The 26,225-nt window shown below is 54.2% G+C and carries 28 protein-coding genes; 22 read left to right on the top strand and 6 right to left on the bottom strand.

The window, feature by feature from the left end; translation table 11 throughout:
- Positions 1 to 84 precede the first annotated feature (84 nt).
- The 5 genes from OS190_RS18455 to OS190_RS18440 all read left to right on the top strand — a co-directional run bounded on the left by OS190_RS18455 (position 85) and on the right by OS190_RS18440 (position 6,199).
- On the top strand, positions 85 to 1,293 hold the full coding sequence (locus tag OS190_RS18455; protein ID WP_267160177.1) for an AAA family ATPase: 1,209 nt from the start codon (positions 85 to 87) through the stop codon (positions 1,291 to 1,293).
- Entirely contained in the window at positions 1,283 to 3,823 is a 2,541-nt protein-coding gene (locus tag OS190_RS18450) for a S8 family peptidase (protein WP_267160176.1), read from the top strand. Before OS190_RS18455 ends, OS190_RS18450 begins: the two co-directional genes overlap by 11 nt.
- Positions 3,824 to 3,841: 18 nt before the next feature.
- Positions 3,842 to 4,099, top strand: a complete 258-nt coding sequence (locus tag OS190_RS20610; RefSeq protein ID WP_416237425.1) for a WGR domain-containing protein — start codon at positions 3,842 to 3,844, stop codon at positions 4,097 to 4,099.
- 101 nt (positions 4,100 to 4,200) lie between these two features.
- On the top strand, positions 4,201 to 4,671 hold the full coding sequence (locus OS190_RS18445) for a hypothetical protein (RefSeq protein ID WP_267160175.1): 471 nt from the start codon (positions 4,201 to 4,203) through the stop codon (positions 4,669 to 4,671).
- 592 nt (positions 4,672 to 5,263) lie between these two features.
- Positions 5,264 to 6,199, top strand: coding sequence for a DUF2493 domain-containing protein (locus tag OS190_RS18440; RefSeq protein WP_267160174.1), 936 nt, complete (start codon positions 5,264 to 5,266; stop codon positions 6,197 to 6,199).
- Between the two features lie 105 nt (positions 6,200 to 6,304).
- On the opposite strand, the gene OS190_RS18435 is transcribed toward OS190_RS18440, so the two are convergent.
- Positions 6,305 to 7,339 carry a S1/P1 nuclease gene (locus OS190_RS18435; protein WP_267160173.1) on the bottom strand — a complete coding sequence of 345 codons (1,035 nt, stop codon included), beginning with the start codon at positions 7,337 to 7,339 and terminating at the stop codon, positions 6,305 to 6,307.
- 604 nt (positions 7,340 to 7,943) lie between these two features.
- Here OS190_RS18435 and OS190_RS18430 point away from each other — a divergent pair.
- The 5 genes from OS190_RS18430 to OS190_RS18410 all read left to right on the top strand — a co-directional run bounded on the left by OS190_RS18430 (position 7,944) and on the right by OS190_RS18410 (position 11,308).
- Positions 7,944 to 8,159, top strand: a complete 216-nt coding sequence (locus OS190_RS18430) for a hypothetical protein (RefSeq protein WP_203243527.1) — start codon at positions 7,944 to 7,946, stop codon at positions 8,157 to 8,159.
- A 327-nt stretch (positions 8,160 to 8,486) separates the two neighbouring features.
- Entirely contained in the window at positions 8,487 to 8,888 is a 402-nt protein-coding gene (locus OS190_RS18425; RefSeq protein ID WP_219581395.1) for a DUF1419 domain-containing protein, read from the top strand.
- Positions 8,885 to 9,514 (top strand): hypothetical protein, encoded by a 630-nt coding sequence (locus OS190_RS18420; RefSeq protein ID WP_267160172.1) that lies wholly within the window; start codon positions 8,885 to 8,887, stop codon positions 9,512 to 9,514. Before OS190_RS18425 ends, OS190_RS18420 begins: the two co-directional genes overlap by 4 nt.
- A gap of 215 nt (positions 9,515 to 9,729) precedes the next feature.
- Positions 9,730 to 10,641: an ArdC family protein gene (locus OS190_RS18415; protein ID WP_267160171.1), complete on the top strand. Its 912-nt coding sequence runs from the start codon at positions 9,730 to 9,732 to the stop codon at positions 10,639 to 10,641.
- Positions 10,642 to 10,888: 247 nt separating this feature from the next.
- The gene (locus OS190_RS18410) at positions 10,889 to 11,308 is read left to right on the top strand and encodes a hypothetical protein (protein WP_267160170.1); all 420 of its coding nucleotides are present in this window, start codon (positions 10,889 to 10,891) and stop codon (positions 11,306 to 11,308) included.
- Here OS190_RS18410 and OS190_RS18405 read toward each other — a convergent pair whose 3' ends face one another.
- Entirely contained in the window at positions 11,309 to 11,998 is a 690-nt protein-coding gene (locus OS190_RS18405; protein ID WP_203243709.1) for a hypothetical protein, read from the bottom strand.
- Positions 11,998 to 12,756, bottom strand: a complete 759-nt coding sequence (locus tag OS190_RS18400; RefSeq protein ID WP_203243521.1) for a nucleotide-binding protein — start codon at positions 12,754 to 12,756, stop codon at positions 11,998 to 12,000. The genes OS190_RS18405 and OS190_RS18400 overlap by 1 nt, the downstream gene beginning before the upstream one ends.
- A 758-nt stretch (positions 12,757 to 13,514) precedes the next feature.
- Between OS190_RS18400 and OS190_RS18395 the strand changes: the two genes are divergently transcribed.
- The 3 genes from OS190_RS18395 to OS190_RS18385 are packed head-to-tail and all read left to right on the top strand — an operon-like array spanning position 13,515 to position 17,871.
- Positions 13,515 to 14,060 carry a plasmid mobilization protein gene (locus OS190_RS18395; protein WP_267160169.1) on the top strand — a complete coding sequence of 182 codons (546 nt, stop codon included), beginning with the start codon at positions 13,515 to 13,517 and terminating at the stop codon, positions 14,058 to 14,060.
- The gene (locus OS190_RS18390; RefSeq protein ID WP_267160168.1) at positions 14,053 to 15,930 is read left to right on the top strand and encodes a relaxase/mobilization nuclease domain-containing protein; all 1,878 of its coding nucleotides are present in this window, start codon (positions 14,053 to 14,055) and stop codon (positions 15,928 to 15,930) included. Before OS190_RS18395 ends, OS190_RS18390 begins: the two co-directional genes overlap by 8 nt.
- A 21-nt stretch (positions 15,931 to 15,951) precedes the next feature.
- Positions 15,952 to 17,871 (top strand): type IV secretory system conjugative DNA transfer family protein, encoded by a 1,920-nt coding sequence (locus tag OS190_RS18385; protein ID WP_267160167.1) that lies wholly within the window; start codon positions 15,952 to 15,954, stop codon positions 17,869 to 17,871.
- A gap of 67 nt (positions 17,872 to 17,938) precedes the next feature.
- Here the strand turns inward: OS190_RS18385 and OS190_RS18380 are convergent, their stop codons facing one another.
- From OS190_RS18380 to OS190_RS18370, 3 genes are all read right to left on the bottom strand, one after another.
- Entirely contained in the window at positions 17,939 to 18,112 is a 174-nt protein-coding gene (locus OS190_RS18380) for a hypothetical protein (RefSeq protein WP_267160166.1), read from the bottom strand.
- Positions 18,113 to 18,315: 203 nt separating this feature from the next.
- Positions 18,316 to 18,525: a helix-turn-helix domain-containing protein gene (locus OS190_RS18375; protein ID WP_267160165.1), complete on the bottom strand. Its 210-nt coding sequence runs from the start codon at positions 18,523 to 18,525 to the stop codon at positions 18,316 to 18,318.
- A 378-nt stretch (positions 18,526 to 18,903) separates the two neighbouring features.
- Positions 18,904 to 19,422 (bottom strand): Crp/Fnr family transcriptional regulator, encoded by a 519-nt coding sequence (locus OS190_RS18370; protein WP_267160164.1) that lies wholly within the window; start codon positions 19,420 to 19,422, stop codon positions 18,904 to 18,906.
- Positions 19,423 to 19,490: 68 nt separating this feature from the next.
- On the opposite strand from OS190_RS18370, the gene OS190_RS18365 reads away from it, so the two are divergent.
- The 9 genes from OS190_RS18365 to OS190_RS18325 all read left to right on the top strand — a co-directional run bounded on the left by OS190_RS18365 (position 19,491) and on the right by OS190_RS18325 (position 26,183).
- Complete coding sequence (locus OS190_RS18365) at positions 19,491 to 20,078, top strand: hypothetical protein (protein ID WP_267160163.1); 588 nt, start codon at positions 19,491 to 19,493, stop codon at positions 20,076 to 20,078.
- 710 nt (positions 20,079 to 20,788) lie between these two features.
- A complete protein-coding gene (locus OS190_RS18360; RefSeq protein ID WP_267160162.1) occupies positions 20,789 to 22,228 on the top strand; it encodes a multicopper oxidase family protein in 1,440 nt (479 codons plus the stop codon).
- 37 nt (positions 22,229 to 22,265) lie between these two features.
- Positions 22,266 to 22,721: a DUF411 domain-containing protein gene (locus OS190_RS18355; protein WP_219581405.1), complete on the top strand. Its 456-nt coding sequence runs from the start codon at positions 22,266 to 22,268 to the stop codon at positions 22,719 to 22,721.
- 64 nt (positions 22,722 to 22,785) lie between these two features.
- Positions 22,786 to 22,920 (top strand): hypothetical protein, encoded by a 135-nt coding sequence (locus OS190_RS18350; protein ID WP_257884454.1) that lies wholly within the window; start codon positions 22,786 to 22,788, stop codon positions 22,918 to 22,920.
- Positions 22,921 to 23,071: 151 nt separating this feature from the next.
- Complete coding sequence (locus OS190_RS18345; protein ID WP_267160161.1) at positions 23,072 to 23,497, top strand: c-type cytochrome; 426 nt, start codon at positions 23,072 to 23,074, stop codon at positions 23,495 to 23,497.
- Positions 23,498 to 23,514: 17 nt separating this feature from the next.
- The gene (locus OS190_RS18340; protein ID WP_238937152.1) at positions 23,515 to 24,090 is read left to right on the top strand and encodes a DsbE family thiol:disulfide interchange protein; all 576 of its coding nucleotides are present in this window, start codon (positions 23,515 to 23,517) and stop codon (positions 24,088 to 24,090) included.
- Positions 24,087 to 24,599 (top strand): TlpA family protein disulfide reductase, encoded by a 513-nt coding sequence (locus tag OS190_RS18335; RefSeq protein WP_203243511.1) that lies wholly within the window; start codon positions 24,087 to 24,089, stop codon positions 24,597 to 24,599. Before OS190_RS18340 ends, OS190_RS18335 begins: the two co-directional genes overlap by 4 nt.
- A 355-nt stretch (positions 24,600 to 24,954) precedes the next feature.
- A complete protein-coding gene (locus OS190_RS18330) occupies positions 24,955 to 25,443 on the top strand; it encodes a hypothetical protein (protein ID WP_267160204.1) in 489 nt (162 codons plus the stop codon).
- A gap of 2 nt (positions 25,444 to 25,445) precedes the next feature.
- The gene (locus OS190_RS18325; RefSeq protein ID WP_267160160.1) at positions 25,446 to 26,183 is read left to right on the top strand and encodes a cytochrome c biogenesis CcdA family protein; all 738 of its coding nucleotides are present in this window, start codon (positions 25,446 to 25,448) and stop codon (positions 26,181 to 26,183) included.
- Positions 26,184 to 26,225: the final 42 nt, after the last annotated feature.

The following is a 26,225-nucleotide window of genomic DNA, read 5'->3' as shown; positions in this document are numbered from 1 at the left end:
CAGGAATATGCTTGCTAAATCAGGAATATTTGTTGATATTCAGGATAACGGCAGAAATTGCCGGATTATTCCAAGGAATCTACGATGGAACACTTCTCGGTCATTCAAAGCATTATCAGATCTGGATTGGCCGGTGATCAAGACGGATTAGACAAACAGGTGCAGCGGTTGTTGACGCGGCTTGAGAAAGCCGGACAAACCAAAGAGGCCACAACGGTGCGCAGACTGTTACAGTCTGCGACGGACACGAAAGAGTTAACCCCTAGTCGTGTTGAGGTTTCTCGGGCGATGATCACAGGCGAAGTGCTGACGCCGGATACGAACCCTCCCATCGACCGTGAAACAGGTGCGCAGCTCTGCACAATTGAGTTCCCCGGAGCACAGCGGACGGCCCCAATTTACGAGGTGGATGTCAGGGAAACAATTCAGGGACTGCTGGACGAGTGGACCCATCCGGAAGCACTTCGCTGCGTCGAGGTGGATCCCACACGTTCTTTACTTATCTTTGGCCCCCCAGGATCAGGTAAAACGATGACGGCATACCACATCGCGCAAAATCTGAACCTGCCTCTCGTGATGGCTCGCATTGACGGTTTGATTTCATCGTTTTTGGGTACGACGGCGCGCAATATTGCCAATTTGTTCGAATTTGCCAACCGATACGCGTGTGTGCTGTTGCTAGACGAGTTTGATGCATTGGCGAAGCAGCGTGACGACCCGCAAGAAATTGGCGAGATCAAGCGTGTCGTAAACACGCTTTTGCAAAACCTCGACCTGCGGCGTGATCATGGAGTGACAATCGCGATCACCAATCATGATCGATTGCTCGATCCTGCAGTCTGGCGGCGTTTTGAGACACATGTCCATATCGGGGAACCGAACATGGAAGCCAGTATCCGACTGGTGAAACGGTTTTTACTGCCGATCAAACCCGATGAAGCGACCGTGAGCATTATCGCCTACTGTCTTCAGGGCAGGTCTGGGGCGGATCTTCAACGCATTTGCACATCAATCAAACGTACCTTGGCGTTAAGCGGTAAGGAACATAGCGGGCCGGGTATTTTTCAGGCCCTGAGTGCCGTCCTAGCGCGCCTCCCTTCTCATGACCATGCCCCCGCAAAGCTACTGGCAACCGATCCGGACGCGTTTGTGAGCTTGATTACGAACGACAATCACTTCGCCATTAGTCAGCTGGAGATTGCGGCGGCCACTGGGATAAGCAAATCCAAGATCAGTGAGCTTAAGAAGTCCAATCGTCATGTTGCTGTGATGGAGGCGTCTCATGCCAAATAATCCCGTTCAGATCATCCTCAACGATGCCGATTTTTTGCGCGCCCCGGATCCAGGTCAGGGCGGTGGCAATAAAGACTTCTTTGAAAAAGCAGACGTTGAGTTTGATCGCCATAAAAAGCAACTGCTGCAGTCGATTGACGGCATCATTGCAGCCATTCAGGCCAGCCCCTACGGGCCAGCCGCATATCTGAAAGTCCAGATGCGGGAAGCTGCGTTGGCAAAATCGTACCGCCCAGTGTCCTGGCTCTTCCAGAAAGACCAGTTTCCCTGTGTCGGTGCAGACGCCGTGGGAACGCTCTACTTCAGGGCACCCCTTGTTTATCTTGCCGGTCTTAGGCGGCGGATCGAAGAGGCGGAATACACCGTCACAATCAACGTGTCCAAGAACACCGGCCAGCCCTACCCTGCAACATCGATTGCGCGGTCCGAAGCGGGTGCGATCGACAGCATTGAAATCGCTCCGGTTTCAGGGAAGCGACATTTTTCCACATCGGCAGCCATGCAGATGTTCGAAGACCCTCGCACAGTATCTGGGTATCATGTGGAGCTTTTCGAAACGCCCGCCCGCAATGTCATTGCCGATGATCCGCTTGGGTATGGCGCATTGCTGACAAGCCTTCAGAAGATCCTGCTCAGCTTTGGATCCGGGGCCCGCACACTTTTGGCCTCCAAGGTCGGGCGCACACCCGTCCTTGAATTTCAGCTGACGCGCGGGGATGAACCTGCATTGGTCGACAACCGTCTGGGACTGTCGGGTCGTGACGTCTCCTCTATTGCGCGTGGCGGGCCGGTGGATATGTCACCGGAACGTCATGATAACGCGCTGGCAACGTTGGCCCATCATCCATTGGTACGTGCTATCCGGCCTCCGCTCCAACTCCAGCTTGGCGCTCAGGACGCACATTTGCCGCAAGACACTGCGACAGCATCCGGAAGTCAGGTCACGATCCCGATGCCCGTCGAAGGCGCGCCTTACCCGATTGTGGGTATCGTAGATTCGGGTGTATCCAACGTTCTTGCAGCGTGGCGCAAGGGCCGGTTTGATTTCTTGAGCGAGGATGAGTTCGACGAGAAACACGGCACAAGTGTCGCGGGGATTCTCACTCTTGGTCAGACCCTAAATGATCCAAAAGTCGCCTCTGAAGCGAGCGGATGCGTGATCTACGATGTGCCCCTGTTTCCTAAGGGTCCTTTTATGGACAAATACCTGAACGGCTTTTCTGATTTTCTCGAAGAACTGGAGCAGGCTGTTGCCGAGGCAAGTCAGGACCACGGCGTTAAGATATTCAATCTCTCCATCAACGTCACCTCTGATGTGGATCGGCACAGATATGGCCTTTATGCAGCGCGGCTTGACCAGATTGCTGACACATATGGGGTGATCTTCGTGAACTCCGCGGGGAACCTGCCGGTGGGCCAATCGCGTGCGCCTTGGCAAAAAAAGCCCAGCGATGTTGTCGCCTATTTTGCATCACGCACGCAGGCCGATACGATTTTCCAGCCTGCGGAAAGCGTGCGTTCAATTTCGGTGGGCGCATTGAATCCGCCAAACACATCGCAAGTGCCGGGTGCACCGGCCATCTATTCAACACGCGGACCAGGTCTGCAGGTCGGCGTAAAACCGGATGTTGCAACATATGGAGGTGCTGGTGGTGTTGGTCCTGGAAATGCGACCGGACTGACAACGATAACGCACACGGGCGTGTCACAAGATGTGGCAGGCACAAGCTATGCAGCACCGCTGATTTCAAGAACCCTTGCAGGACTGGACCGCGAAACCCAAGGAGGGCTGGGGACCGAAGCATTACGGGCGATGCTCTTGCACCATACGGACACACCCGAACCCCTGACCAAGCGTGGCATGAAGGACATAAGCCGCCAGTTTGCAGGTTACGGACAGCCGTCAAGTGTTGCGAGTATGCTGGAGACCGATGATCACGAAGTGACCATGGTTTTCCAAAGCAGGCTTACTGTGGGTGCGCGCAAGCCCGCAATATTGCGTTTTCCGTTTTCGTGGCCACAAAGCCTTGTAGGCGCAGGCAGTGTCTGCTCGGGTCTGGTTAAGATGACCCTTGTGTATTCGCCGCCACTGGACCCCGCCTTTGGAGCAGAATTTGTACGTGTTAATCTCGAGGCCACGCTTCGCCAACGACAGATCAAGAAAAACCAGAATGGCCAGTATGGCTACACGAGTCAGATTGATGCGCGTTACCTGCCCAAATCTTCAGGTCTTGGTGTTCCGGAGAAAGCGCTGATCGCACATGGTCTCAAATGGTGGCCTTCAAAGCAATACGGAAGCAACCTCATCGAGCGTGGTGATACCTCTGACTGGCGTCTGGAGGTCAGCAGCCTGGTGCGGGCTGAGGCGGAATTCCCAGTTGAGGGGGTCCCTTTTGCAGTTCTAGTGACGATTAGGGACCCCGATGGCACAAAACCCATTTTTGCGGAAATGCGGCAGTCGCTGCAGGCCAGCAGGGCAAATGCGCAAGACATCAAAGCTGCGGTACGGCTGCGTCCACGTGGGCGGTAGCAAGGGAGGATATTTGCTATGGAGACGGTCAGCGTATCTGGTGCACGCAAAGGTATTACATTGTACAATGAAGATACGTCCCTAAACAGGGACCGCTTTTACCGCGTTTGCCTTTCGCACGGACTTCTGGGTGGTGACGTTGTTGAGCGCCAATGGGGGCGGCTAGGAACTTGGGGCCGATGCCGGCTGGATTGTTATGAGGATCGCACCTCCGCCTTGCGTGCAATTCATGCGCTGATTGATGCCAAGTTGCGTCGTGGCTATCATCTTCGTTGAAATATGAGAGCTTGCGCCGGTGTCAGTCCGTAAGACATCGAATTGAGACCTTGCAGGCAGCTGTATCATCCTGCGGTTTGATCAGATGGAGGAGTGGATCTTTGGACAGCTATAGTTTTGAACGGCTAAAGGCGCACATCCTACCGTTGTCAGTCGCGCAAGAATTCGATGCGGCACGCACGGAATGGGACCTTGTCGCAGTCGAAGTTTCGGAAGAGATGGACAATTGTCCCTGCGGGCAGGATATCAAAGAACATTGCTTCATTGCAAATCGCCTGACCGGGCATCAAACCTATGTGGGAAATGTTTGCATCAACCGGTTTATGGGAATCTCGACTGGTAGCTTGTTTGCGGGCCTAAAGCGGATCGCGGAAGATGACAGCGCCAATGCAAACGATGATTTGATCGAGTATGCCTATAAGAAAGGCTACCTCTATGATGCCAAGGAGCTCGCGTTCCTCAAGCAAACGCGGCGAAAGAGGAAACTTTCCACCAAGCAGCTTGAGTGGAAACGCAAGATCAATCGCCGCATTTTAAAAGGGACGGTGGTCGCACGCAGGACCGAGCGGTAGCGGCTGTGATACTTTCCTTGTTCGAGGGACATTGCACGCAGCGAGCTTAACCCATTGGGTTCATCATCTCGAGCTGGGAGAGAAAACAATGTACAGGCTTTCGCCTGTCGCACATTCGGGCATGCGCCCTCAGAGCGATGTCGCGTCCAGCATCCCGGTTTGACAGGGCCACGAGCACTCCGGTCGGTGGCCGCGCGGGCGGACTGCGCTCTGGTCTGTTTTGCGAAGAGGCAAAACGATCCCGTCACTTCGTCCGCCCGCGGCGTCCCCTTCCTGCGTTTGCCTGCGTCAGACCTGCCAAACCTACCCTAAATCACACACACACATGAGAGCGGTATCATATCCTCCGGATGCGCTCCCGAATCAGCTCGCGTCAAGGATCACATAACTTTTCGGCGACGACAGTGATCGTGGCAGCGATTGTTCAGGGTGGTGAGATTCCTCTGTGGTGGGAGGTCGCGCTTCGAAAACTTATATGCCCAGCCAAGCTGGCGGCTACGCCGTCCCTGACCCGACCAGATTCGGAGCAAAAAACTTGGACATGCCCCCGCGCTCATGCGGTTGGCCCAAACCAAGCTTCAGGAGATACTTCATGGCTTACGACACAGCATCCACATACGAGACAATCGAACTCTTTGGCCTCACTGAAAGAGATGCACAGCTGCCCATTCCGAATGACGACGTTCTCGAAGACGCCATTGTGCGCGAAACCTTCGAGGCCATGCTCGGCCAGCTTCGCGGAACAGGTCTGGAAGCGGAAATTGAACCCCTCGCCCACGGCCTCGCAACCATTCTGCAACGCCGCAAGGTCAACCTGACCCGCGAACTCGACAGAACTGCCGACAAGATCAAGGCTTTGGCAAAATCACATGATGGATCCGAGATATCCGAGACAGCCCTTGAGGATGCACAAGAAAAGTTCATCCAGATCCGCGATGTGACCGCCGCTTTGGGCGTCATGAGCGAAAAAGCTGCCGAATGTTACGAGCAGGAGACAGGGCACGCCTTTATCCCTGCATCGGGATCGCGGGCAAGCGCTCGGGCGAGGGAAACAGGGGCGGTCTTTGAAGCAAAACTGCTCCTTGAACAGCATGACCGCGAAACTGCCGACAGCTGCAAGATCCAAGGGGTACCTTTGATCGTATCGGGTGCAACCGACTGGACAGACGTGGATACGATCTTCCGCTATCTCGACCGGGTTCGTAACCGGATCAAGCAAAACCGCAATCAGGAGATATTCCTCTGCCATAAGGGCGGCAAGGGTGCAGAGTTGATTGCAGCATCCTGGGCGCGGGCGCGTGGTATCCATCAGGCGAAATTTGATCCCCGCTGGAAGGCGCACGGACGTGCCGCACCGTTCAAATGCAACGACGAGATGCTTGACGACAAGTTCGCCGCTGCGGGCGTTGTTTTGTTCGGCGGCAATGGGGTTGCCCTCAATCTCGGTCAGAAAGCCGAAGACAAGGGCATCACGGTTATGCGGATTGCAGACCCGGCAGGCACATCTAAGCCGAAATCCAAGTCCTGATTTGCAGAAATGGTCGCCAGCCTTGAGGGGTTGGCGGCCCTTTTTTGTACTCACGCTTTGGCCTGTAGAGCCAATGATTATCCGGATTTCTTGATGATCAAGTGCTCAGTCAGACAGCGCCGCTTCCATGGTTGCGGCGAGACGATATCCGGCTTGTGTCAAACGGGATATAACCACGGGTCCGAACCGGTCGAGATATGCCTCATCCATCACGACGGTGCGTTGATTATCCTCATCGCCATTATAGCTGCGCAGGGTCTCCGAATACCAACAGGCATCTCCTTTCTTGATACAATAGTGCACCTCGGCTTGACGGATTTGATCAAAGCTCTCTGCTGCCCATTCCCATGGCTCTGTAGCAACCCAACCCATGATCGCGTCAGGATCTGCGTCTTCTATCATCCAGTCCGCAGCACGGTACATTGGCGTGAATTCTGCATATTCATCCGCGTTCGCAGGCTCGCGCACGAAGATCACCCGTCTTTCCACGAGGCATCGATCCCAAACAGCGTGCAAATTGCTTGCGCCGCATCGCCCACGTTTGTTCACAGAGTTGCCGCCCCGATCATCCGAAAACGAGACGTGCATTGGTTGATGAATATCACCAATCCAATGGCCGAGAGCCAATGCCGCAGCAAGTCTTTCGTCATTGGGCAAACTTGTGTCACCCAGCCGTTCCGCGTCCAGCTCAATTGCACTCAAAAGGCAGTCGCGTCCGCCGGGGCATTGTGCATTGTCGACGCGACTCCAATCTCTTGGATAGTTGATATAATGCTCGCTCGGGCGTTGCCGAACCTGGTCTTCACGCAGACATCCATGATTGAAAGATGGATAAAGTGGATCGCCATGCTCGTCCTCAAAGCTCTGGTTTTCTATCAGTGCGTTTAATTTGTCGCGGGCATCATCTGTAAGCTGCCGGTAAGCGATTTCACAAACCAGGACATGGCCGAATTTGCTCCATGCCTGCGCTTGTGATGGAAGCACCCACGTGAGTGCCATTATGATCAGGGCCAAGTCTCTCATTTGCTTCAACATGAATTCTTTCCTTAAAACACGCCCCTTCACCCAATTGCAGTGGGGCCATCGATCAAAAGATACGATGAGGATACCCCGGATCTGGTTATTGGCAAAATTTGGCACGTCAAGTGCTTGGGTATGACGTTAAATTGCATGACAACGATGTTTATGGCACCTCAGCTTGACCAGCTGAACGGGCTCTAGGCTGCGCCCGAAGCCACAACAAATGTGTCTTCGCCCCTGCGGGTGACGATCCCTTGTGCGGGCCCATGTACGGTCGGTCAGCTTGAGCCTCTTGAGCAACCTTTCTTATCAGGGAGCTACATCTCCGCCGCGCAGAGCGCGAATGGCTTCGTTTGGCACACCCCCCTGCCCGGCTTTGGCGCGGCGACAGGGTCATGGCACCGATGGGGAATCTCACAAGCAGATCTGTATTTCACCAAGGCCACGGGCATATCGAAGACTGCATCTTGCGGAGGCAGCTATGATCTTTGGTCCATTGAGAGAACCAGTGACAAGATTGCGGTGTTGTCGCGACAGTTCTGATCTGCCTTGTTTCTTTTGAGATGAATGGGTTGCTGATCTCAGCGGGGTCGTTCCCTGCGCTGCGCTTCGGCAAGCAGAAATACGGCTTCCACCCCTTCGGTGCGGACCCTCCGCATTTCAACTTGCGACCCCGCCTTAACCGATCAGCTTGTTAACCCACATCGAAACAAGGAGATCAGAAATGACTAACTACATCCTCACAGTTCCCGTCACTTTCACAAAAGACGGCAAAGAACAGACCAGCTACCGCCGCGTTGGTGCAGTCTTCGAAAACACCAAGACCAACGGTGGTGAAACCTTCCTCTCTATCAAGCTCGACTACCCCGTCGGCGTTACCGAACTGGTCGCCTTCATTCCCAAGCCAAAAGGCAAAGAGGAAGGTGTCACCGAAGACTAAGAACCTACCGGTTCTGGAGCGGCAGAAATGCCGCTCCCTTTCTTGTACCAAGAAATGCTGCGCAATCACCCAGTGGTGAACGTCCATGTGCCATGGCCGCTCGCATGGAAGTGGACGGATGGATCAGTCGACGCCATGCGCCGTCCCATCCGATTGGTTTTTGTCCTTCCGCACGTTCACCCCGCCTCTCGGCAGGGCTCAGGCGCATGCGTGGTTGGGTTGGGAACTGCCCTCGGAGGGTGCAATCGGTTAGGGCGGCGGGAAGGGAAAGTGAAAGAGGGCTTCTTTTTGGGTTGATTTTTAATCTGTCCAAAGGAGTCCCAGCAGATGTATTTCGAAGATGATGACGACCTGATCGCCGCGCTTGATGGATCACGCACGGCTACTCACCCACCCGAGCTTGACCGGATTGCGGACGGGCGGTGCGATTACGACGCAACCTTTGCCCTGATAAACCGCTACCAGGCAAGCTCCGCCCACGCACAAATTGGCTTCAAAGCAGGCCAGTGGTTTGAAACGACCGAAGAGATTTACTGGTATTTTCTGGAATGCCTGCCGCCGCTTCATCAGACCTCTATCGGGTTTGTGATGATGGAATGCACAATGGGTGACCTCTATGAGGCATTCTTTGAAATAGATGGGCGTTTTTATTGCGCAGTGGTCACTTGGCCTGGTCCAGCGTCCTTTGAGGCGTCCACTGTAGCCTTGGTGCAGGAGGTGCGGTCATGAAAACGAATATCATTGCCCACGTTGCACTTACCTTTGAGTTTTCTGCACCATCTGGCCCAGCCGATCAACGATCCATGGTCGAAGACGATATCGGCCGGTTGACCGATGCAGACAGCACCTCAGGCGTCGCGTGCACCGGCTTTAGCGTCACATCGATTGAAACAGCAACACAGAATAGCGCTGTCAGCCGAACCCATGTCATTTGCGCGACCTGTGGCTCAGAAAATGTCCGTGCAGATGCTTACGCATCTTGGGACGCAGACACAGGTGAGTGGGTCCTTCATTCCATCTATGACGAGAAATTCTGCGAAGTCTGCGAGACAAGCACATCGCTGCTGGAAGTTGACGAAGCCACGGGTTTGGAAGTGCAGGCCTTTGGCATGATCTACTGCGATGACGGCGCGCGTTTGGTTCAGGGCCGCGAGCAGCCAGAGTTTTACGACCTTATCGTCAAAACGATGGCGGTAGCGGGTGGGGAAATCCTCACCCTGCACGAGTTCGACGACATGAACCGCTTGGGGGTCGAGAAATGTCTCGCGGATATGGCAATGCTATATCCATCGGCCCCAGTGAGTTGCTTTTTCGGTGATCTGGTCGGCTCTGGTCGCACCAACCTGCCTTCGTAAAGGCCTTTCAGCTTTCAAGGCCTTGGGGGCTTCGCCCCCCCGCGCCCGCAATGCAAATAGACGGGGCCGTGTCCTCGGCTGACGCCTGCGGGCCGCACCACCCCCATCGATTTGCATTGCGTTTGCACCCCCCACCCTCGCCGGGAGCAGGTTTTGAACCAGGCGCCCTCGCGGGCTTTGTTCAAAACCAACTCCATGTTTTTTAGGAGGCCAAAATGGCTAAGTCGAAATTCGACGTTTACGATCACGTTACTGATCAAATCATTACTCAAATCGCAGCGGGCACGCCGCCGTGGCGCAGGCCCTGGACGGGCGGTGCCATTGGTGCGGCAATGCCGCTGCGGTGGAATGGCGAGGCGTACCGCGGCATCAACGTTGTGATGCTCTGGGCTGTGGCCGCCGAGCAGGGTTATGTGTCAAACCGTTGGTTGACCTACCGACAGGCGCAAGATTTGGGCGGGCAAGTCACCAAGGGCCAAAAATCTTCAACCGTTGTCAAATACGGCACTTTTGACGGCGAAAAAGAGAGCAGCAGCCTCATTGACCCGACGTCTGCTGCGACAGATGCCAAAAAGATCGGCTATTGTCGTGCTTACCGCGTCTTCAACGCAGACCAGATCGAGGGGCTCGACAAGGCATTTTACGTGAAGCCCGAACCGCCACGCAATCTGGGCACAAAGGCCGATGCCGGTCTTGACGCCTTCTTTGCTGCCACTGGCGCAAAAATGGAGACAAGCACGGAGCCTCGCGCCTATTATGATATTGCGCGGGACAGGATTCACATGCCGCCGATCGAGACATTTCATGACGCGGCGCGTTATTACGGCGTTCAGGGGCACGAGCTTGTGCATTGGACGGGGGCAATCAAACGGCTGGACCGATTGGGCCGCTTTGCAGACCGCAAGGCCTATGCTTTTGAGGAATTGGTGGCAGAGATCGGTACCTGTATGCTTGGCGCCCATATTGGCGTGGAACCTGATTTTGGGCAAAGTGCCGCGTATGTCGAAGGCTGGCAGGCAGCTTTGAAAGAAGACAGCCGTGCGATTTTTCGGGCAGCCTCAGAGGCGCAAAAAGCCGTCGATTACATTCTGACGCTCGCAGAAATACCTTTGGGAAAAGCTGCTTAATGCCCCTGCCCCGCCCCAAAACGGGGTGGGGGATACCTTTGATGATCTTGCCGCCACCTCAACGGCGGCTTATCCAGTGCGTGCGGATTAGAGGTAGTGGGGCCTTTCTTAACCCTGCGGGTCAAGGCGTGCCCCACGTTGCGCTGTTCGCGCAGAAGTCGCGAGGCCATGCCCGCTCCGGCGCATTTATCTTGAAATGCGATCCCGAAGCTGGCAAAGGGGCGAGCAACGAAAGATATTTAACGTTATGAAACACATCTATCCTGCCCTCTTGGTTCTTTTCGCTGGAACCCCGGCGATTGCACAAACAGAATGGGAAAGGGCCATTGCGCGTGGCCTTGAGACCTTCACCCTTCGTCAGGGCGAAGGCACGGTTACGTTGACTTGTGATCCTGATCGCGTCTTCGGAAGCAATGTTACCAACGCAAGCCTGCGTGTGGTCTTCCCAAAGGACCTCGCGCCAAGCCGGTTTGTAATTCTGGCATCGGACGGCACGCAGGTTTCCTTTACGATGACCGATGGCGGTGCAAATGAGGTGGGCGTCGACGCGCTGGACTGGGACAAGATGGTTGGAATTCTCAGTGCCGGTGGCGCGTTCGCATTTGTGACGGGTCAGGATGCGCTTCAGTTCGAAAATGTGACCCCCCTGCCCGACCTCAAGTGCTGATCAAAGTGCTGAGACAAGGATATCGAACTCCGCGCCGACAAAGGCCGCCACCAGACGGTTCACGGAAATGACATCAAGCGGGTCGGGGATGAAACCACGCACTCTGGCTTCGATCTCGTCGTCAACCACCAGCTTGACGGGCATTAACGCCACACCATTGTCAATGCGTTGCTCAAAAAGCAGTTTCATGGATTTGGACGTGGCCTTGAGGTTGTTTGCGCCCGCCCTCTTAAGAAAGGCCGCGCGGGCCTTCGGCAACAAGGCGCGCTTGATGTAATCTGTGTCCGTGCCCAACTTGATGGCTGCCTTCTCTAAGGCCTTCGAGGTTGCCAGAGAGACAGGGACACCGACACTTATGCGTTGCTCCACACGGGGCGCTGGCGCATCCGATTCCGGTGTGGTTGCCTGCGCCTTTGCAGGTGCTTGCATGTTTTTGGGTTCCGCGGAGGCTTTTGGTGCGGTTTTTGACTTTTTTGTCTTGGGATCTGACGCAGGCTTATCCACTTTGGCTTTGCCGTTCGTATCGTCTTCGAGGGATGTCGGTTCAGGCGGAGGCACCGCACCACCCGTCCGTTCTTCCCGCATTTTAGCCTGGACGGCTTCGCTTGAGCGCTCGCGCTCGCGCACCGCATCATGTTCAGGGGTTTCAGAGGGGCTTGGGGCAATTTTCATAGGTGGGCGTCTGGCCATTACGCGGCACTCCCTTTGATTTCGTCATAAAGGCTGATGCAGATCACCGTCAGGTCTTCAAAGTTGTTTGCCATTAGCGTGCCGCCCTTCGCTGCGCGGTGAGCGTACTGAGCGACGGGCAAGGGCCCGTGATGCAAGAAATGCTCGAACAATCGGCTATTGGGGAGCATGGTGTCAAAATGCGGGGTTTTGAGCAGATTATCCAACACCACTTTGTCATGCTGTGGCAGTTTGCTGCCCCCTACCCTTGCGGCGGCGTTAATGATCTTTGTGGGGACATTCGCCAAAACCGAACGTACTTGAGGAAAAGAATCCTCGTCCGAAATCGTTTTGGACAGATCTTCCATCCATTTGAACGCACTCAGCACCAATCGCCATTCCGCTTGTGCAGGCTTGGCGGGAATAACGACGATATCTGCCACAAGGGCTAGATCATCGGTGTCCTTGTATGTCCCTGGCCGAGTGTCGATGATCAACAGATCAGTGCCCGCCGCCTCGAGGGCTTCGACCTCGGCATAAAGATCTTCAACGCTTGCTGGTGGTTGCTTGATTGTCAGAGTTACAGGCCAGGGAGCTTTTTTGACCCGGCCCCAATCGGCTTCTTCATAGGCGGTTTGCCAGCCGAGCAACTGCTGGTTCACGTCGCCATCGAACATACAAACCTTCTCTCCTTTGGCGAGCGCTGCGCTCGCCAATGACATGGCGACAGTTGTCTTACCTGAACCGCCCTTGGTTTGAATGAGTGTGATGATTTGCATGCCGAGCCTCGTTTGCCATGTGCCTATGCGGGCTTTTGGCGCAGTGGCCGCCCGTCTTTGGGCCCGAGTGGAGCACGGACCCATTGGGGATGTGGAATAATGGGCGTGTGGGGATCAGTCAATAGGGCGATGTGGTTTTCTGGGCGAGCGGGTTCCGGGACGTGTGGACACGTGGGCAGCTGATGCTGCGGGGAATTGGAGTTCCGGTGGCTCGGGGGTGAGGCGTCGTGGCAATGTGGATACTGAAAGGCTTGGGCAAGCGGAGATATGGAGATACGGCTAGAAGGGGATGTGGCTAGCCGGATATGTGGAGAGGTGGCCGTGAGGCTGGATGGAGATGTGACGTAATGGCGTAATGGAGAATAGGTAACAGGGGGAAGTGGCGTTGTGGATTGGTGGGCAAAGGACTTTTGGGCGATTTGGAGGTGTGGGCGAAAGACCGAGAAAAATAGACCGAAATAGAGCTCAGTTTACTCGAGGCGGCCACGGACTAGTGAATTGGGCACGGAGGCGTTCGTTTGGACGAAAAAGCGCCTCGAGAATGAATTTCGCCCGCCTCGCGGTCTACATACGCGCGCCCTCTGATTAAATTTTGCCTGACGGCAAAAAACGAGGGCGAGACACGGAATCATTATACACTGTTCGTTTTCTCATGCGAACCCTTCTGCGAAGGTGAGAAAAGCGGTATATAATGATACTTGGCTGGAACTGTGGTATGTGTTATTGATTTGGCACACACTGACACAAGGTGCGCTGAGATGCCGACTCGCCCAAAGATGACCGATGAGGAAATAGAGGTAATTCAAGAACTTATCTCTGAGGGGATGGGAGACAGTGCGATTGCGGCACAGGTCGGCCGTCATCGAACATCTGTCGTAAAAGTTCGGGCCGGGACGCGACGCAAAAGCGTCACAACCGGCGGAAAGCAGCTCCAGGTGCGCCTGACAGATGAGGAATATGCCGCGTTCAAAAGCGAAGTTGATCGGCTTGGCATCACTCTTTCAAAGGGTGGACGCAGACTGGTGCGGTATTCTTTGGGTGTTTTGGAGGTAGATGCACGCGAGATTGATGCGCTTGCAAATTTGCGTCGTGAACTGAATGCGATTGGCAGTGATCTTAATCAAATGCTAAATTTGGCAAGATCTGGCGCTCTGGAAGTAGGCGGTGAAGACGAAAGTCTTTTGGAGCGTCTGGATTTGAAGGTCGATGATATGGTCAATCAATTGATTGCGTTTGTAGGGGCAGGGCGGCGCAAAACATTTGTGCGGGCCGTGTTCCCGCCGGAGGGGCCGATAGATGGGTGATATCGAGACAGTCCAAGAGGCGGTCATTGGTCATGTGCTGCCTGACATTGGTAAACGGCACCGAGGTACATTTGGCGATCATCCGGCGCGCAAGCGGTTGGGCGGCCCTTCTGCGCGCTCGGCGCGGGCATTAAGCGGAAATGTTCTGCGCATTCCTCAATCGGTGGTAAAACGCGTTCCAGCAGGGGGTGCACGTAGCACCAAGGAGCTAAAGCGGCAGTTGGAATACGTCACACGCGATGACGGTGTAAAGGCAACCTGGATGAATATGAACGGAACCGAGCGGGACCTGTTCAAAAATACGGTAGCAACCACCATCCCTTTGTGGGCGAGTACATGGTCAGGGGCTCCCAAGCGCGGGCATACCGACCACATTATTTTGAGCTTTCCACATGGCACAGATGTGGAGGTTGCTGAAAGCATCGCACGGGAATGGGGGCAGGCGGTCTTTGCCAATGGTGAGTTTGGGGACCGCTGGCAGTATATTGCAGGGCTACATCAGGATACCGACCATGTGCATGCGCATTTTGTCGTCAACAAACGTGGAGTTGAGTGGGGCCAGTTTCTTTCTATCAGTATGAAATCGGAGTTGAACTACGACATCATGCGAGAGTTACATGCAAAAATCTCAACAGAACAAGGTGTTGCGATGAATGCGTCGTCGCGGTTGTCCCGCGGTATCATTGAGAATGCTCCGCGAGAGACTGACTATAGGGCTGCGCACGCGCAGGGCACCACAGTTGAAGTTGAGCCGCTTTCGACGGTCTCGCGTATGAAACGAGAGGCGATGATCCGTGGGTTCGCCCGACAGTATAAAGGCTTGAGTGGTCTGGCCGGTCTCTCGGGTGATCAGGAGCAGGGTGCTGGCTTTATGGGCCGTTTGAAATCGCTGTTTGAAACGGCGTCGCAAAATTTGGATGAAGGAATGACTTTGATGACCTCAACAGACGTGGACGTGCCGCCTGTCGATCCCGGTACCCGTTTGGCCGAAGCTCAAGGGCGATTGGTTGAAACTGCTCAGCAGGCGTGGTCCGACATTCAGAACATGAAGCCTGGATCTGAGAAGATTCAGCTTGAGGCCGAGTTTGCCGAACAGGCGAGATCATTGCGAGAGGCGGCAATTCTTGAGCCGTTCTTTGATCGTCATACCCGGACTTTGGAGGGTGCTGACGATCCATTTGCCAATCTTGTTGTGCGCGGGCTGCATGCAGCAAGAGATACGCTGCTGGAAGAGGGCCGCGATGGCTCCGGGGTCGATGCGTTGTTCGACGGCATACGCGAAAAGCTGCATCAGACTTTTGCACAAGACGATGAAAGATTGCAGCGTGTTGGTACGTCCGGTGCCGAAATGGTTGAACGTTTTTTGCTTTCCGACAGGACGGAAGCTCAGGTTGCGGCATGGCGTGATCAAGAGAATGGTGCCGTCGGGGCACTCTATCTGGAGGCAGAACGTGATCTCGCAAAGGATGGTGCGCGGATTGTTGAAGATTATGAAGTGCCGCGCGACCTGCAGGAGATTATCGCCCGCGATCAGCTGGCACAGGCAGAGCAAGACAAGCGACTTTCGGATCTTCCGGCAATCGAAGCCATCGTTGATCGGCTCAGCAGTGAAATGTCGGAAGACGATCTGCGTAATGTCAGGGCAGGGGATGCAACGTCGCTCAAAGATCAAATCAAAGACCCAGCTGTGCGGGCTGCAGTTGCATCAGAGTTGAAGAATGAAGCTGATCTTGCTGTGGATCCTGCGTCCCGTTACAGCGAACCGGTTGATCAGTTCCAGATGTTGGCGCGAACCACGCCTGCGCATGCAAAGGAGCGGGCCACATCGCGTGATGCAAGGCCAGATCTTGCAGACGATTACGGGCTTTGAGGTAGCGCAATGATACAAGGTATGGAGACGAGGTGGCGCTACGTCTTCGCCACCCTTGGTGGGGTTGTGGCGGGTGGGTACATCGGGTCGATGGTCGCCACTATATATATAGTGTTGGCCAAACGCGGGGATCTTAACTCGATAGATCCCATGGAGCCATGGTTCCTTCGGTATCCATTGTCATTGCTGCAAACGACGCCTGATTTGCTCAATGGAGCATTGATTATCACCGGTGCAATCACAGCGGCACTCACGATTGTTGGTGTTGCGGGGGTCTATCGGGGCAGCCTTACTAAATATGATGACGCCCATTTCCAAAGCAAAAGCGAGATGCGTAAAAACAAGATGATCGCTGACATTACAGGCAATGGTTTCATTTACGGCAAGCTCGGGAGCCCAAAATCAGACAAACCGTATGTCTCTGCTGATCCGGACCGGTTCCCCCATGCGATCATGATTGCGCCGACCGGGCGGGGCAAGGGCGTGGGGTTTGTGAAGCCGAACATGCTGCATCACGGTGGCTCGGCGGTGGTGCTTGATGTCAAAGGCGACATCTTCAAGGATACCTCCGTGCATCGCTCAAGGGGCTTGGGCAACAAGGTTTGGTATTTCTCGCCGTTTGACTATGTTGACCAACCTTCACCTGATGGGAAGCGATCAACGGGCCGTGTGACACGGACCCATCGATTCAATCCATTGGCCCGAATTGCTCAGATGACGTCTACCGACGAGCAATACACGGCACTTAATACACTTGCGGATTTGTTCCTCGTCGTCGAAGGCGATTCCGCAAAGAGCTTCTATCAGGCAGGCAAACGATTGTTTGTGGCTTGCTGCCTCTTTGCAATCGAACAGGACAAGCCGACACTTGGATACGCTTCGGAAGTTATGGGGGGAGGGGGGTCGCGGGCGGATAACTACCGCAAGCACGCAGAGCTTACCAACATTCCCATCGTTGCACGGACCCTGATTGAGATGGCGGACGAGACCCAAAAGATCCTCGACAGCTATATCTCGGTAATAAACGGCGCGGGCTTCGAGTTGTGGAACGATCCATCTGTGGTGAGGGCCACGTCGGAAAGTGACTTTGATTTTGCAACATTTAGGTCTGACCAGCAGACGTTATATGTTGTGGTGCAGCCGGAGCACTTGACCACACTTGCACCCTTGATCCGGTTGCTTTTTGCTGATGCGATCGCATCTCTGCAACGCCGGGAACCAGATAAAGACGAGCCCCATACGGTTATGTTCTTGATGGATGAGTTTGATCAGCTTGGAAAACAGCCATTGGTTCTGAACAGTATTAAAACAATCCGTTCCTATGGCGGACGCTATTTTATTGTATCGCAAACTGTGCCTGGGCTGGACCTGATCTATGGAGAGGCTGGTCGGCGCTCTTTGCTCGGCGGTGCCGGGATACAGATATTCATGACGCCGCAGGATGACAGAACCGCGGAGGTCATATCTACCTCTTTGGGGAAACATACCATCGTATCTAAGAGCGAAAGCCAGCGACGGATCAAAGATCTGGACGACAGTGCGAATGTCAGCCGGAAATCGGAAGAACGGCCGTTGATCTCATCGAGTGAAATTCTGCGGTTTCCGTTGGATGATGTGTTGATCCTGCCCGAAGGCCAGTATCCAATTAAAGCCAAACACATCCGGTACTATGAGGATCGCCATTTTGGTCCGATTGATAAGGCACGCCAAGCCCATCCATTGCCGTTTCCGAAACTTGACCACGAACGCAAGAAGGTGGTGCCGAAGTTGAGCACAGTTGCGACAAATACTGGGACAACACCCGAGAATACCGGTGACACCGAGAAAGGTGAATTCATCGAAGAGGTTCAGGTTAATTTCGCCAAGATGTCCGCACGCGCCACAAGAGCCAGTGGCCCTAGAAAGCCGCCGACGGCTGCTAAAAGTGCCGGCAACCTATAGATTTTAACCGCCAGGATATGCGTTCACTCAAACACATTAGCTGGCGAGCTCCCATTATATCAAAGCGCTAGGTTTCCTTGGCCATGATGCTGGTATGACTAATATCAGCATCAAAAAACACATCGGTTGTTTCTCCATCGTTCCAGGAATAACGCCATCCAACCACACGGGGTAACAGTTTGGATTCGTCAGATAGAAGGTAGGTTGGCACTGCGGACAGCTTGAGAGGTTTCGTTTGCATGGTTTCCCTATCTTGATCTCTGGTATTGAAAGAGCGTGGTCATTCCGGTGTTGCTTGTTCTTTCACCGACATCTTGGTGGACCGGAGAAGGTGACCAGATGAGATGGCGGAAAGACGCGTTTTTGGAAAGTTAAATGCCTTCGGCTGATCTGTTGATCCTTGGTGACCGATAGCCCTGGTTCGGGGCGCAATAAACACCAGAGTCAGCGCTTTTCTAACAATTGCGCAGGATCGACTTCCAGGGCACCTGCAATTTTATCAACTAAATCCAGCGTTGCGGAAAACTTGGAATTCTCGACGCGGCCCATATACCCCCGACTTATCCCTGCACGCAGCGCCAATTCTTCCTGACTGATGCCTAACGCACGCCGCTGGTCTAGAATATTATGAGCAAGGCGGTCGCGTGATTTCATATGACGCAATGCGCCATAGGGCCACGTATTTCACCACGCGATATATATCACATTCGAAACCAGGAGCGTCAATTTTGAAACTCTAGCTATGCTTGCAAATATAGGTGGAAAAAATGTTGTGACGTAACTATGGACCTGTTCGCCAATGCCGTATCAAGCCGATTGCGATAGTGCAGGAGGTCTTCGAGAAGGAGCATTCCAACCGCTGCTCTGTGGCGAGGCGCGCAAATTGGCCAGCGGGAAACTGGGTGTGATCTGTGTCAACAAAAGAGCGGAAAGCTAAAGGTTAGGAACGATGATCAAAGAACCAAATGAGAAAACAAATCCTAACTACAAGAACTATTTAGATGATTTCCATTGGGTGAGCGATCTCCGACCTTACTGACGCCTCCGGGCAAGCTCTCTATAAAGGGCGGGCTGGGACACCCCTATGCCATCAGCAACACGCACCCATCCCCCTTTCGCTGGTTTACCGAATAGGTCCAACCAGGCGTCCAATCGGTCTGAGACGCGCCGGAGTCTGAGTATTTCAATGCGGGCGCGTTGGGCCTGAACCTCACGGGCGCTGGTTTCGATCAGACCGAGAGCCGCTTTGGGTGATTTTTGGAGTTCCGCCAGAAAGGCAGCCTTGGGCAGGTAGGCAACAATTGCGGGTTGGCGGACGATTGCATCGCAATGGTAAGCGTCCGCAAATAGCGAAGCTTCCGCAAGCGCCATGCCTTCCGAAGCGATATGTAATGTTAATGCCGACCCATCTGTCATGGGGCGTTCCAACGCAATTTGGCCGGAACGCACAAGATACATAGATTCCACAGGATCCTCGCGACGGAACAAAGTTGCACCCGCTTTGAGACTACGTTCCAAACTTCCATCAAAGATTTTTTGCCATTCTAACATGATAGATATCATACAGGGTTCAGGTGAAAAGTCGTAGACCCAAACGAAAATTATTGATGGAGACGGCCATGAAACCTGCACTTACCATAGCTCTTGCAATCCTTTTGGGAGGCGCAACTTACATCTTTGCTCAGACAGTACAGAATGATCATTCGCAAACGATGGATCATGGCACACATATGGACGATGACAGCTTTGCTGTGTCCCTTCTTACAGAACCGGGTCAAGGCGCGTTTGCGGCCTTGTCGGAGATCATCATGGTGCTTGAAGCTGATCCGGAAACGGACTGGTCGCAAGTCAATCTGGGTGCCTTGCGCGACCACCTTGTGGATATGGATCGCCTTGTGACCCATACAACAGTCAAAGAGCTGGAGTTGACCAACGGCGTTCGTGTATTAGCAAGCGGTGATGCTGATACGATCGCAACTCTTCGCCGCATGGTGCCAGCCCACGCCGCCGAACTTGCTAAGGATGGCCGCTGGGATGTCGAAGTCAACGAAAGTCCTGAAGGTCTGGAGCTGACAGTCACCAGTGCTGATAGTGCGGTCATTGCGCGGATCAAAGGTCTTGGGTTCTTTGGGCTGATGGCAAGTCAGGATCACCACAAAGAACATCATATGATGATGGCGCGTGGTGTAAACGCCCACCGAAACTGAAACGCAAACACTGCTTTTCTGGTGCCGCAATCTCACGACAAGCATGTCGCTCACGGATAACCTTAAAAAAAACAACTTTCTGGTAGTCGCGCCCGCACTACATAGCAAGAGGGCTGCTGGTTCAGCGTCAAACGTAACAAAACAGTGGAATGGATGAAGCGAGGTCAATTTGCGTCTTGATGCCTTTGATCCTTCGACCTTTATTTCACATAGTCACGCTCAAGTTACCAGAATGCACTTGACCTCCACCAACTGGAAGGCTGCATAAGTGCTCCCATGAGACTAATACTGCACCTTTTCCTGATTCTTATCCTGACTATTGGCGTGGTAGTTGCGCCTGAATATGGTTCGGCCAAAGAACCCAGCATGGCAATGCAGATGGACGGTCAGAATCAGATTTGTGCGGGATGCCCGTCAACTGATGGTGCGGGCATTATCTGTGACAGTGGATGTACTGTGCCCTGCGGGCTGGGCGGTTCATCTGCAATGATTGCGCCGCAGAAATCTTCAACACAATTTCCTAAGCCATTCGGTCTCATGCGGTCGAGCATTGATCTGTTGCTCCCATTAGGGACAGCACCGGCACTCGATCCTTTCCCCCCGAAACTTCCGATCTAGTACATTCTCGGCCTTGCAATCTGCAGGGAGACTGAGCGGTGCATCGCCCCTGTGTGGCTGAGCGCAGCCCAATTTAGATCAGGAAAGTCTCGATGAGCAAACAAGTTCCAATGACACGAAGAGGCGTGCTTTGCACCGGTGCGGCGTTCGCTTCACTATCGCTTATGTCGCCGATGCGGGCAGCGGTGGCGCAGCAATCCGACGAGCCGCTTCGTTTGCGCGCCGCACCCTCGAAGGCCGGACTGCGCCCTGCACCATACGGCTTGACTGACGTCTGGAGTTATAACGGTGCCGTTCCCGGTTCGGAAATCAGGGTCCGTCAAGGCGACCGGATACGCGTTCTGGCTGAAAACCGTCTGCAGGAGGGGACGACCATTCATTGGCATGGCATTCGTACGCCAAATGCGATGGATGGGGTGGCGTTTCTTACACAAGACCCGATCCCGGTTAATGGTGATTTCCAATATGAGTTCGACGCTCTGGATGCGGGAACATTCTGGTACCACCCGCATCAACGCAGTTTCGAACAGTTGGGTCGCGGCCTTTATGGTCCGCTGATTGTCGAAGAGGCTGAACCGATCCGCGTGGACCGTGATGTGACCTGGATGCTGGATGACTGGCGGATGACAAACGACGGTCAGCTCTCGAATGATTTCGGCAATCAAGGCGATGCTATGCATGGCGGTCGGATCGGAAACACTGTCACGATAAATGGCCAAATACCTGATCGCATGGCGGTTCAGGCTGGTGAACGTATTCGCCTGCGCCTGATCAATGCGGCAAATGCCCGGATATTCGGGTTGGATTTTGGCGATCTTGATCCTGTGGTAATCGCGATGGACGGCCAGCCCGTTGTGCCGCACGCACCAGATGACGGGATTATCGTCATTGGACCCGCTATGCGCGTTGATGTTGTGATCGATTTTACTGGAAAGCCCGGCGATCTTCTGAGCGTGAATGACGTCTATTACAAAGACCTCGAATTCCGGCTGGTTGATTTTGCCTATGGCTCTGATGCTTTGCGGAAAACGGTGCCGGACTGGTCAATGGTCCTTGCGCCTAACCCGTTGGCTGATCCCGACATCAAAAACGCGACACGGCATCAGATTGTCTTCAATGGCGGGATGATGGGGCAGATGATGATGGGCGATGGCATGGGGTCGATGATGGGTCAGATGCGTCAAGGCAATATCTGGTTCATCAATGGAAAGGCCGCGAACGGACCCATTATGGACCCGCTGCTGACACTGCCGCTTGGGACTTCACATATCCTTAAAATGGAGAACCGGACCGCTTGGCCGCACCCGATCCATCTTCACGGCCATACTTTCCGCGTGATTGCTCGAAACGGGCAGCCAACACGGCACCTTGAGTGGCAGGATACCGTCATGATGGCACCACGCGAAAAGGTCGACATCGCCTTTGTGGCCGACAACCCCGGAGACTGGATGTTTCACTGCCACATCATGGAGCATCAGGCCGCAGGTATGATGGGGGTTATCCGCGTCGAATTGGATGCGACAAAATCTTAAAAATACGCAGAATTAACGGAAGAAAAGGAAGAAGATCATGAAAAAACTGTTCGGATCTACCAGTCTGGCTGCTGCAGGAAGTGTTGCCCTATTGGCAATGAGCCTGAATGCGGCACCCTTGGCTGCTGAAACGGTCACGCTCTACAAAAACCCACAGTGCGGTTGTTGCGAAAGCTATGCTGATTACCTGCGTAAAAATGGCTTTGAGGTAGACGTCAAACCAACCCATGATCTTGTGCAGATCAGCAGTGATGCCGGTATTCCGGAAGACTTTCAGGGATGCCATACGTCCTTTATCGGGGATTATGTGATCAGTGGTCATGTGCCCATTGATGTGGTCAACAAGGTCATGTCTGAAAAACCCGACATCGTCGGCGTCACGCTGCCCGGGATGCCGATGGGATCACCCGGTATGGGCGGCGCAAAGCAAGAGCCATTCAAAGTTTACGCCATTGAAGAAGGCGTGGACCCGACGGTTTATGCGGTCGAATAGGCAAACCAATTGTCCGGCGCGAAACCGTGCCGGACAATTTTTAGAAACGCGAAGGATGAAGAGTATGATGATGGATGGTGGAACGATGGGCGGCGGCATGATGATCGGTATGGGTCTCGTGTGGTTGCTATTCATAGTGGTGCTCGTGCTCGCGGCAATCGCATTGGTAAAATATATCCGCTCTGATGACAGTAAATAAAATGCTGCACGATGCGTAGTAGCGGCGCTGCCAGTGGCGACAGCTTGCTGTCGATGGGGTTGATCTGGGCATTTTGTGTCTTGCTGATACTGATCGGGCTTGCCGCGATTGCGCTATTCTGCATCTGGCTCCGAAAAAGGTGGGTGAAAAAATGATAAAGTGGCTTGGTTTATGGGTTCTCACATTGGCGGCGGCTGGCACGGCAGAAGCGCAAGATAGTGAACTTTTAGAGGGTGAAATACTCTATCAGGAAAACTGTGCCAGCTGTCATGGCGCAAATCTGGAGGGCCAGCCCGACTGGCGCTCGCGGTTGCCAAACGGAAGGTTGCCTGCACCACCCCACGATGCTTCGGGACATACCTGGCATCATGCCGACCGCGTGTTGACAGACATCATCACACGGGGAACGGCGGCGATTGTAGGGAACGGGTACGAAAGCGACATGCCAGGATTTGGGGACACACTTTCGAGCGAAGATATCGAAGCGATCCTCGATTACATCAAGAGCACATGGCCCGATCGTGAAAGGGTGGCGCAAGAAGATGTAACGCGTGCCGACATCGAGGCGCAGCAATGAGAGGTGCGGACAAATCAATGCAGCAAAAACGGCCACGGTATCGCGTCTCAGGTCTTGTCGTGGCGCCTGCTGTCACTTTTGTACTGATGGCGTTTTTCGCCTGGGGGTTGTTCAACCGCGACGAGGCGCTGCCCTCGGCGATGCTTGATAAGTCCGTACCCGAATTCTCGCTCCCCCCCGTCCTTGGCAGGGACGACGGATTATCGACACAGGACCTAGCCGGGCATGTTTCAATGGTGAACGTGTTTGCATCCTGGTGTGTTCCATGTCGCGCGGAACATCCGCTGTTCATCGAGCTTGCCGAAATTGGCGAGGTACCGCTTTATGGTATCAACTATAAGGACCCGCCCGAACAGGCACGGGCATGGTTGGATGAACTGGGTGACCCCTATACCCGCATCGGCGCGGACAGAGATGGCCGCGTCGGCATCGAATGGGGTGTCTACGGTGTCCCGGAAACATACGTCATCGCCGCTGATGGAACCATCGCCTATCGCCATGTCGGGCCTATCACACGCAAAGTTTTGAAAGAAACAATCATGCCGATCGTTCGCGAACTGAAATCTTCAGCCCCTGAGAAGGTAGCACAATGACTTCGCTGAAACTGACAGTCGTTCTTTTCCTCGTTTGGGTCGGCGGGGCAATTGCAGCGCCACAAGGCTTTGCGCTTCATGATGAACCGCAACCCGTAATCAACGTGCGCTTCTTGCTTGAGGACGGCACACGCAAAGATATGGAATCGCTGCAAGGCAAGGTGCTTTTGGTAAACGTCTGGGCCACCTGGTGCATTCCGTGTCGCGAAGAAATGCCGACGTTAGACGCATTGCAGGCGACGCTCGGCGGCGACAATTTTGAGGTTGTTGCCCTCTCTATCGACCGCGCCGGTCCGCCGGTTGTGCGGAAGTTCTATGATGAAATCGGTGTGAAACATCTGAAAACGTATGTCGATAAGACCATGTTGTCAGCCACTGCCTTACGCACGGTCGGTTTACCAACGACAATCCTGATCAATAGACAAGGTCAGGAACTAGGGCGGCTTGTCGGACCGGCAGAATGGGATGATCCTGAGATGATAGCGTTCCTGAGGGGGTTTATCGAATGAGTACTATGGGAATTTCATCACGGCACCTTGACCCTACAGCAACTGGAATGATCGAACGCCCAACATCAAAAGGCAGCAACCAGATGGTTCAAATTTCACAGCATGACACTGGCAGCGAGGATGCGTCAGTCATTGGCCGTCGGCCGCAATGGATGACGCGCAGGCGCTTACTGCTTGTTAGTGTAATCATTATGATCGGGAGCGGATTGGCCCTGAATTGGGGATGGCTGACCGCAGCAGGGCTTGCGCCGATCCTTGTATCGCTTGCACCCTGTGGCGTGATGTGCGGACTGGGGCTTTGTATGAAGGGCGGGACTGGCACAAGTTGGTCGAGCCGGCTGAGTGGTATTTTTCGATGAGCCTTGCGTCCACCCGGTCAATTGGCAGGCACGGGGCACAGATTTCACTGCGTGCCCTGCGCCGCTATTATTCAGTGATCATCCCCGCAAACCTGATCTGGGAATTCGCGCACATGCCGCTCTATACGATCTGGAATGAGGGCAGCTGGGGCGAGATTGTTTTCGCGGCGCTTCATTGTACAGGGGGAGACATTCTAATCGCGATGAGTGCGCTCATGCTGGCGTTGATGCTGGCCGGTCAAGGCTGGCCCTTCGCCCGACAGACACGCCAGCAGGTGACTGTTCTCACTGTTGCATTCGGCCTAGCTTACACGCTGTTCAGTGAATGGCTGAATATTGTGATCCGGGCGGCTTGGGCCTATTCGGATCTCATGCCAATTATTCCTATTCTCGATGCGGGACTGTCGCCTGTCTTGCAATGGACCTTTATCCCGATAGCCGCCTTTTGGTGGGCTTCGCGTCCTTTCAATGCAGATGAGTTATAGCGATGGATATTTCTGGTATTGGTATCCTTGCGGCCTTTTTGGCGGGGGCCATATCGTTTCTGTCACCCTGCGTTCTTCCCTTGGTGCCTGGCTATGTCTCTTTCATCGCCGGTCAGCCCGGTCTGCGCACGACCCGTCAGGTTGGGATGCGGGCACGGGCCGGAGCTTTGGGGTTAAGCGCCTGTTTCGTTCTGGGGTTCTCGACGGTCTTTATCGCCCTTGGGGCCGGTGCCAGCGCGCTCGGATCGCTTTTGCTGACATGGCGGGCTGAACTCAATTATCTTGGTGGTGGGATCATCATACTGTTTGGTTTGGTTATGCTGGGCGTGTTCCGCATTCCGGCATTGTCGCGTGATACCAGGTTGAACCTCAACATTCCGGGGGGACGTCCATTCGGGGCTTACGTGCTGGGTCTTGCATTCGCCTTTGGTTGGACACCCTGCATTGGTCCCATACTCGGAGCGATCCTGACGCTGAGTTCGACCTCAGGCGGGATGTCTGACGGTATCTCGTTGCTCGCAATTTACTCGGCAGGGCTTGGTATCCCGTTTTTGCTTGCCGCGCTTTTTACCGATGCTATTGCAGCGCGCATCCGGGGGATCAGCAAAGCGGGACGCTGGCTTTACATGGGAGCGGGGATTGCCATGGTCGTTATGGGAGTTGCGGTCATCACTGGGCAGCTTTCACGGTTTGCGTATTGGCTGCTTGGCACCTTTCCCATTCTTTCGACGATCGGATAGATCTGAGTGAGCAGTGCAGATCCTGAGTTCTAAGGGATTATC

Origin of the sequence: Sulfitobacter sp. F26204 (assembly GCF_026410305.1) — a bacterium.
Lineage (GTDB): Bacteria > Pseudomonadota > Alphaproteobacteria > Rhodobacterales > Rhodobacteraceae > Sulfitobacter.
Note: the sequence above shows the minus strand (reverse complement) of the source record. Positions and strands in the feature narration are given on the sequence as shown.

What these genes read in the sequence shown, in the direction of transcription:
- OS190_RS18455 (WP_267160177.1), top strand. Translation starts at nt 85, where the DNA reads ATGGAACACTTCTCGGTCATTCAAAGCATTATCAGATCTGGATTGGCC.
- OS190_RS18450 (WP_267160176.1), top strand. Translation starts at nt 1,283, where the DNA reads ATGCCAAATAATCCCGTTCAGATCATCCTCAACGATGCCGATTTTTTG.
- OS190_RS20610 (WP_416237425.1), top strand. Translation starts at nt 3,842, where the DNA reads ATGGAGACGGTCAGCGTATCTGGTGCACGCAAAGGTATTACATTGTAC.
- OS190_RS18440 (WP_267160174.1), top strand. Translation starts at nt 5,264, where the DNA reads ATGGCTTACGACACAGCATCCACATACGAGACAATCGAACTCTTTGGC.
- OS190_RS18430 (WP_203243527.1), top strand. Translation starts at nt 7,944, where the DNA reads ATGACTAACTACATCCTCACAGTTCCCGTCACTTTCACAAAAGACGGC.
- OS190_RS18425 (WP_219581395.1), top strand. Translation starts at nt 8,487, where the DNA reads ATGTATTTCGAAGATGATGACGACCTGATCGCCGCGCTTGATGGATCA.
- OS190_RS18420 (WP_267160172.1), top strand. Translation starts at nt 8,885, where the DNA reads ATGAAAACGAATATCATTGCCCACGTTGCACTTACCTTTGAGTTTTCT.
- OS190_RS18415 (WP_267160171.1), top strand. Translation starts at nt 9,730, where the DNA reads ATGGCTAAGTCGAAATTCGACGTTTACGATCACGTTACTGATCAAATC.
- OS190_RS18410 (WP_267160170.1), top strand. Translation starts at nt 10,889, where the DNA reads ATGAAACACATCTATCCTGCCCTCTTGGTTCTTTTCGCTGGAACCCCG.
- OS190_RS18405 (WP_203243709.1), bottom strand. Translation starts at nt 11,998, where the DNA reads ATGGCCAGACGCCCACCTATGAAAATTGCCCCAAGCCCCTCTGAAACC.
- OS190_RS18400 (WP_203243521.1), bottom strand. Translation starts at nt 12,756, where the DNA reads ATGCAAATCATCACACTCATTCAAACCAAGGGCGGTTCAGGTAAGACA.
- OS190_RS18395 (WP_267160169.1), top strand. Translation starts at nt 13,515, where the DNA reads ATGCCGACTCGCCCAAAGATGACCGATGAGGAAATAGAGGTAATTCAA.
- OS190_RS18390 (WP_267160168.1), top strand. Translation starts at nt 14,053, where the DNA reads ATGGGTGATATCGAGACAGTCCAAGAGGCGGTCATTGGTCATGTGCTG.
- OS190_RS18385 (WP_267160167.1), top strand. Translation starts at nt 15,952, where the DNA reads ATGGAGACGAGGTGGCGCTACGTCTTCGCCACCCTTGGTGGGGTTGTG.
- OS190_RS18380 (WP_267160166.1), bottom strand. Translation starts at nt 18,112, where the DNA reads ATGCAAACGAAACCTCTCAAGCTGTCCGCAGTGCCAACCTACCTTCTA.
- OS190_RS18375 (WP_267160165.1), bottom strand. Translation starts at nt 18,525, where the DNA reads ATGAAATCACGCGACCGCCTTGCTCATAATATTCTAGACCAGCGGCGT.
- OS190_RS18370 (WP_267160164.1), bottom strand. Translation starts at nt 19,422, where the DNA reads ATGTTAGAATGGCAAAAAATCTTTGATGGAAGTTTGGAACGTAGTCTC.
- OS190_RS18365 (WP_267160163.1), top strand. Translation starts at nt 19,491, where the DNA reads ATGAAACCTGCACTTACCATAGCTCTTGCAATCCTTTTGGGAGGCGCA.
- OS190_RS18360 (WP_267160162.1), top strand. Translation starts at nt 20,789, where the DNA reads ATGAGCAAACAAGTTCCAATGACACGAAGAGGCGTGCTTTGCACCGGT.
- OS190_RS18355 (WP_219581405.1), top strand. Translation starts at nt 22,266, where the DNA reads ATGAAAAAACTGTTCGGATCTACCAGTCTGGCTGCTGCAGGAAGTGTT.
- OS190_RS18350 (WP_257884454.1), top strand. Translation starts at nt 22,786, where the DNA reads ATGATGATGGATGGTGGAACGATGGGCGGCGGCATGATGATCGGTATG.
- OS190_RS18345 (WP_267160161.1), top strand. Translation starts at nt 23,072, where the DNA reads ATGATAAAGTGGCTTGGTTTATGGGTTCTCACATTGGCGGCGGCTGGC.
- OS190_RS18340 (WP_238937152.1), top strand. Translation starts at nt 23,515, where the DNA reads ATGCAGCAAAAACGGCCACGGTATCGCGTCTCAGGTCTTGTCGTGGCG.
- OS190_RS18335 (WP_203243511.1), top strand. Translation starts at nt 24,087, where the DNA reads ATGACTTCGCTGAAACTGACAGTCGTTCTTTTCCTCGTTTGGGTCGGC.
- OS190_RS18330 (WP_267160204.1), top strand. Translation starts at nt 24,955, where the DNA reads ATGAGCCTTGCGTCCACCCGGTCAATTGGCAGGCACGGGGCACAGATT.
- OS190_RS18325 (WP_267160160.1), top strand. Translation starts at nt 25,446, where the DNA reads ATGGATATTTCTGGTATTGGTATCCTTGCGGCCTTTTTGGCGGGGGCC.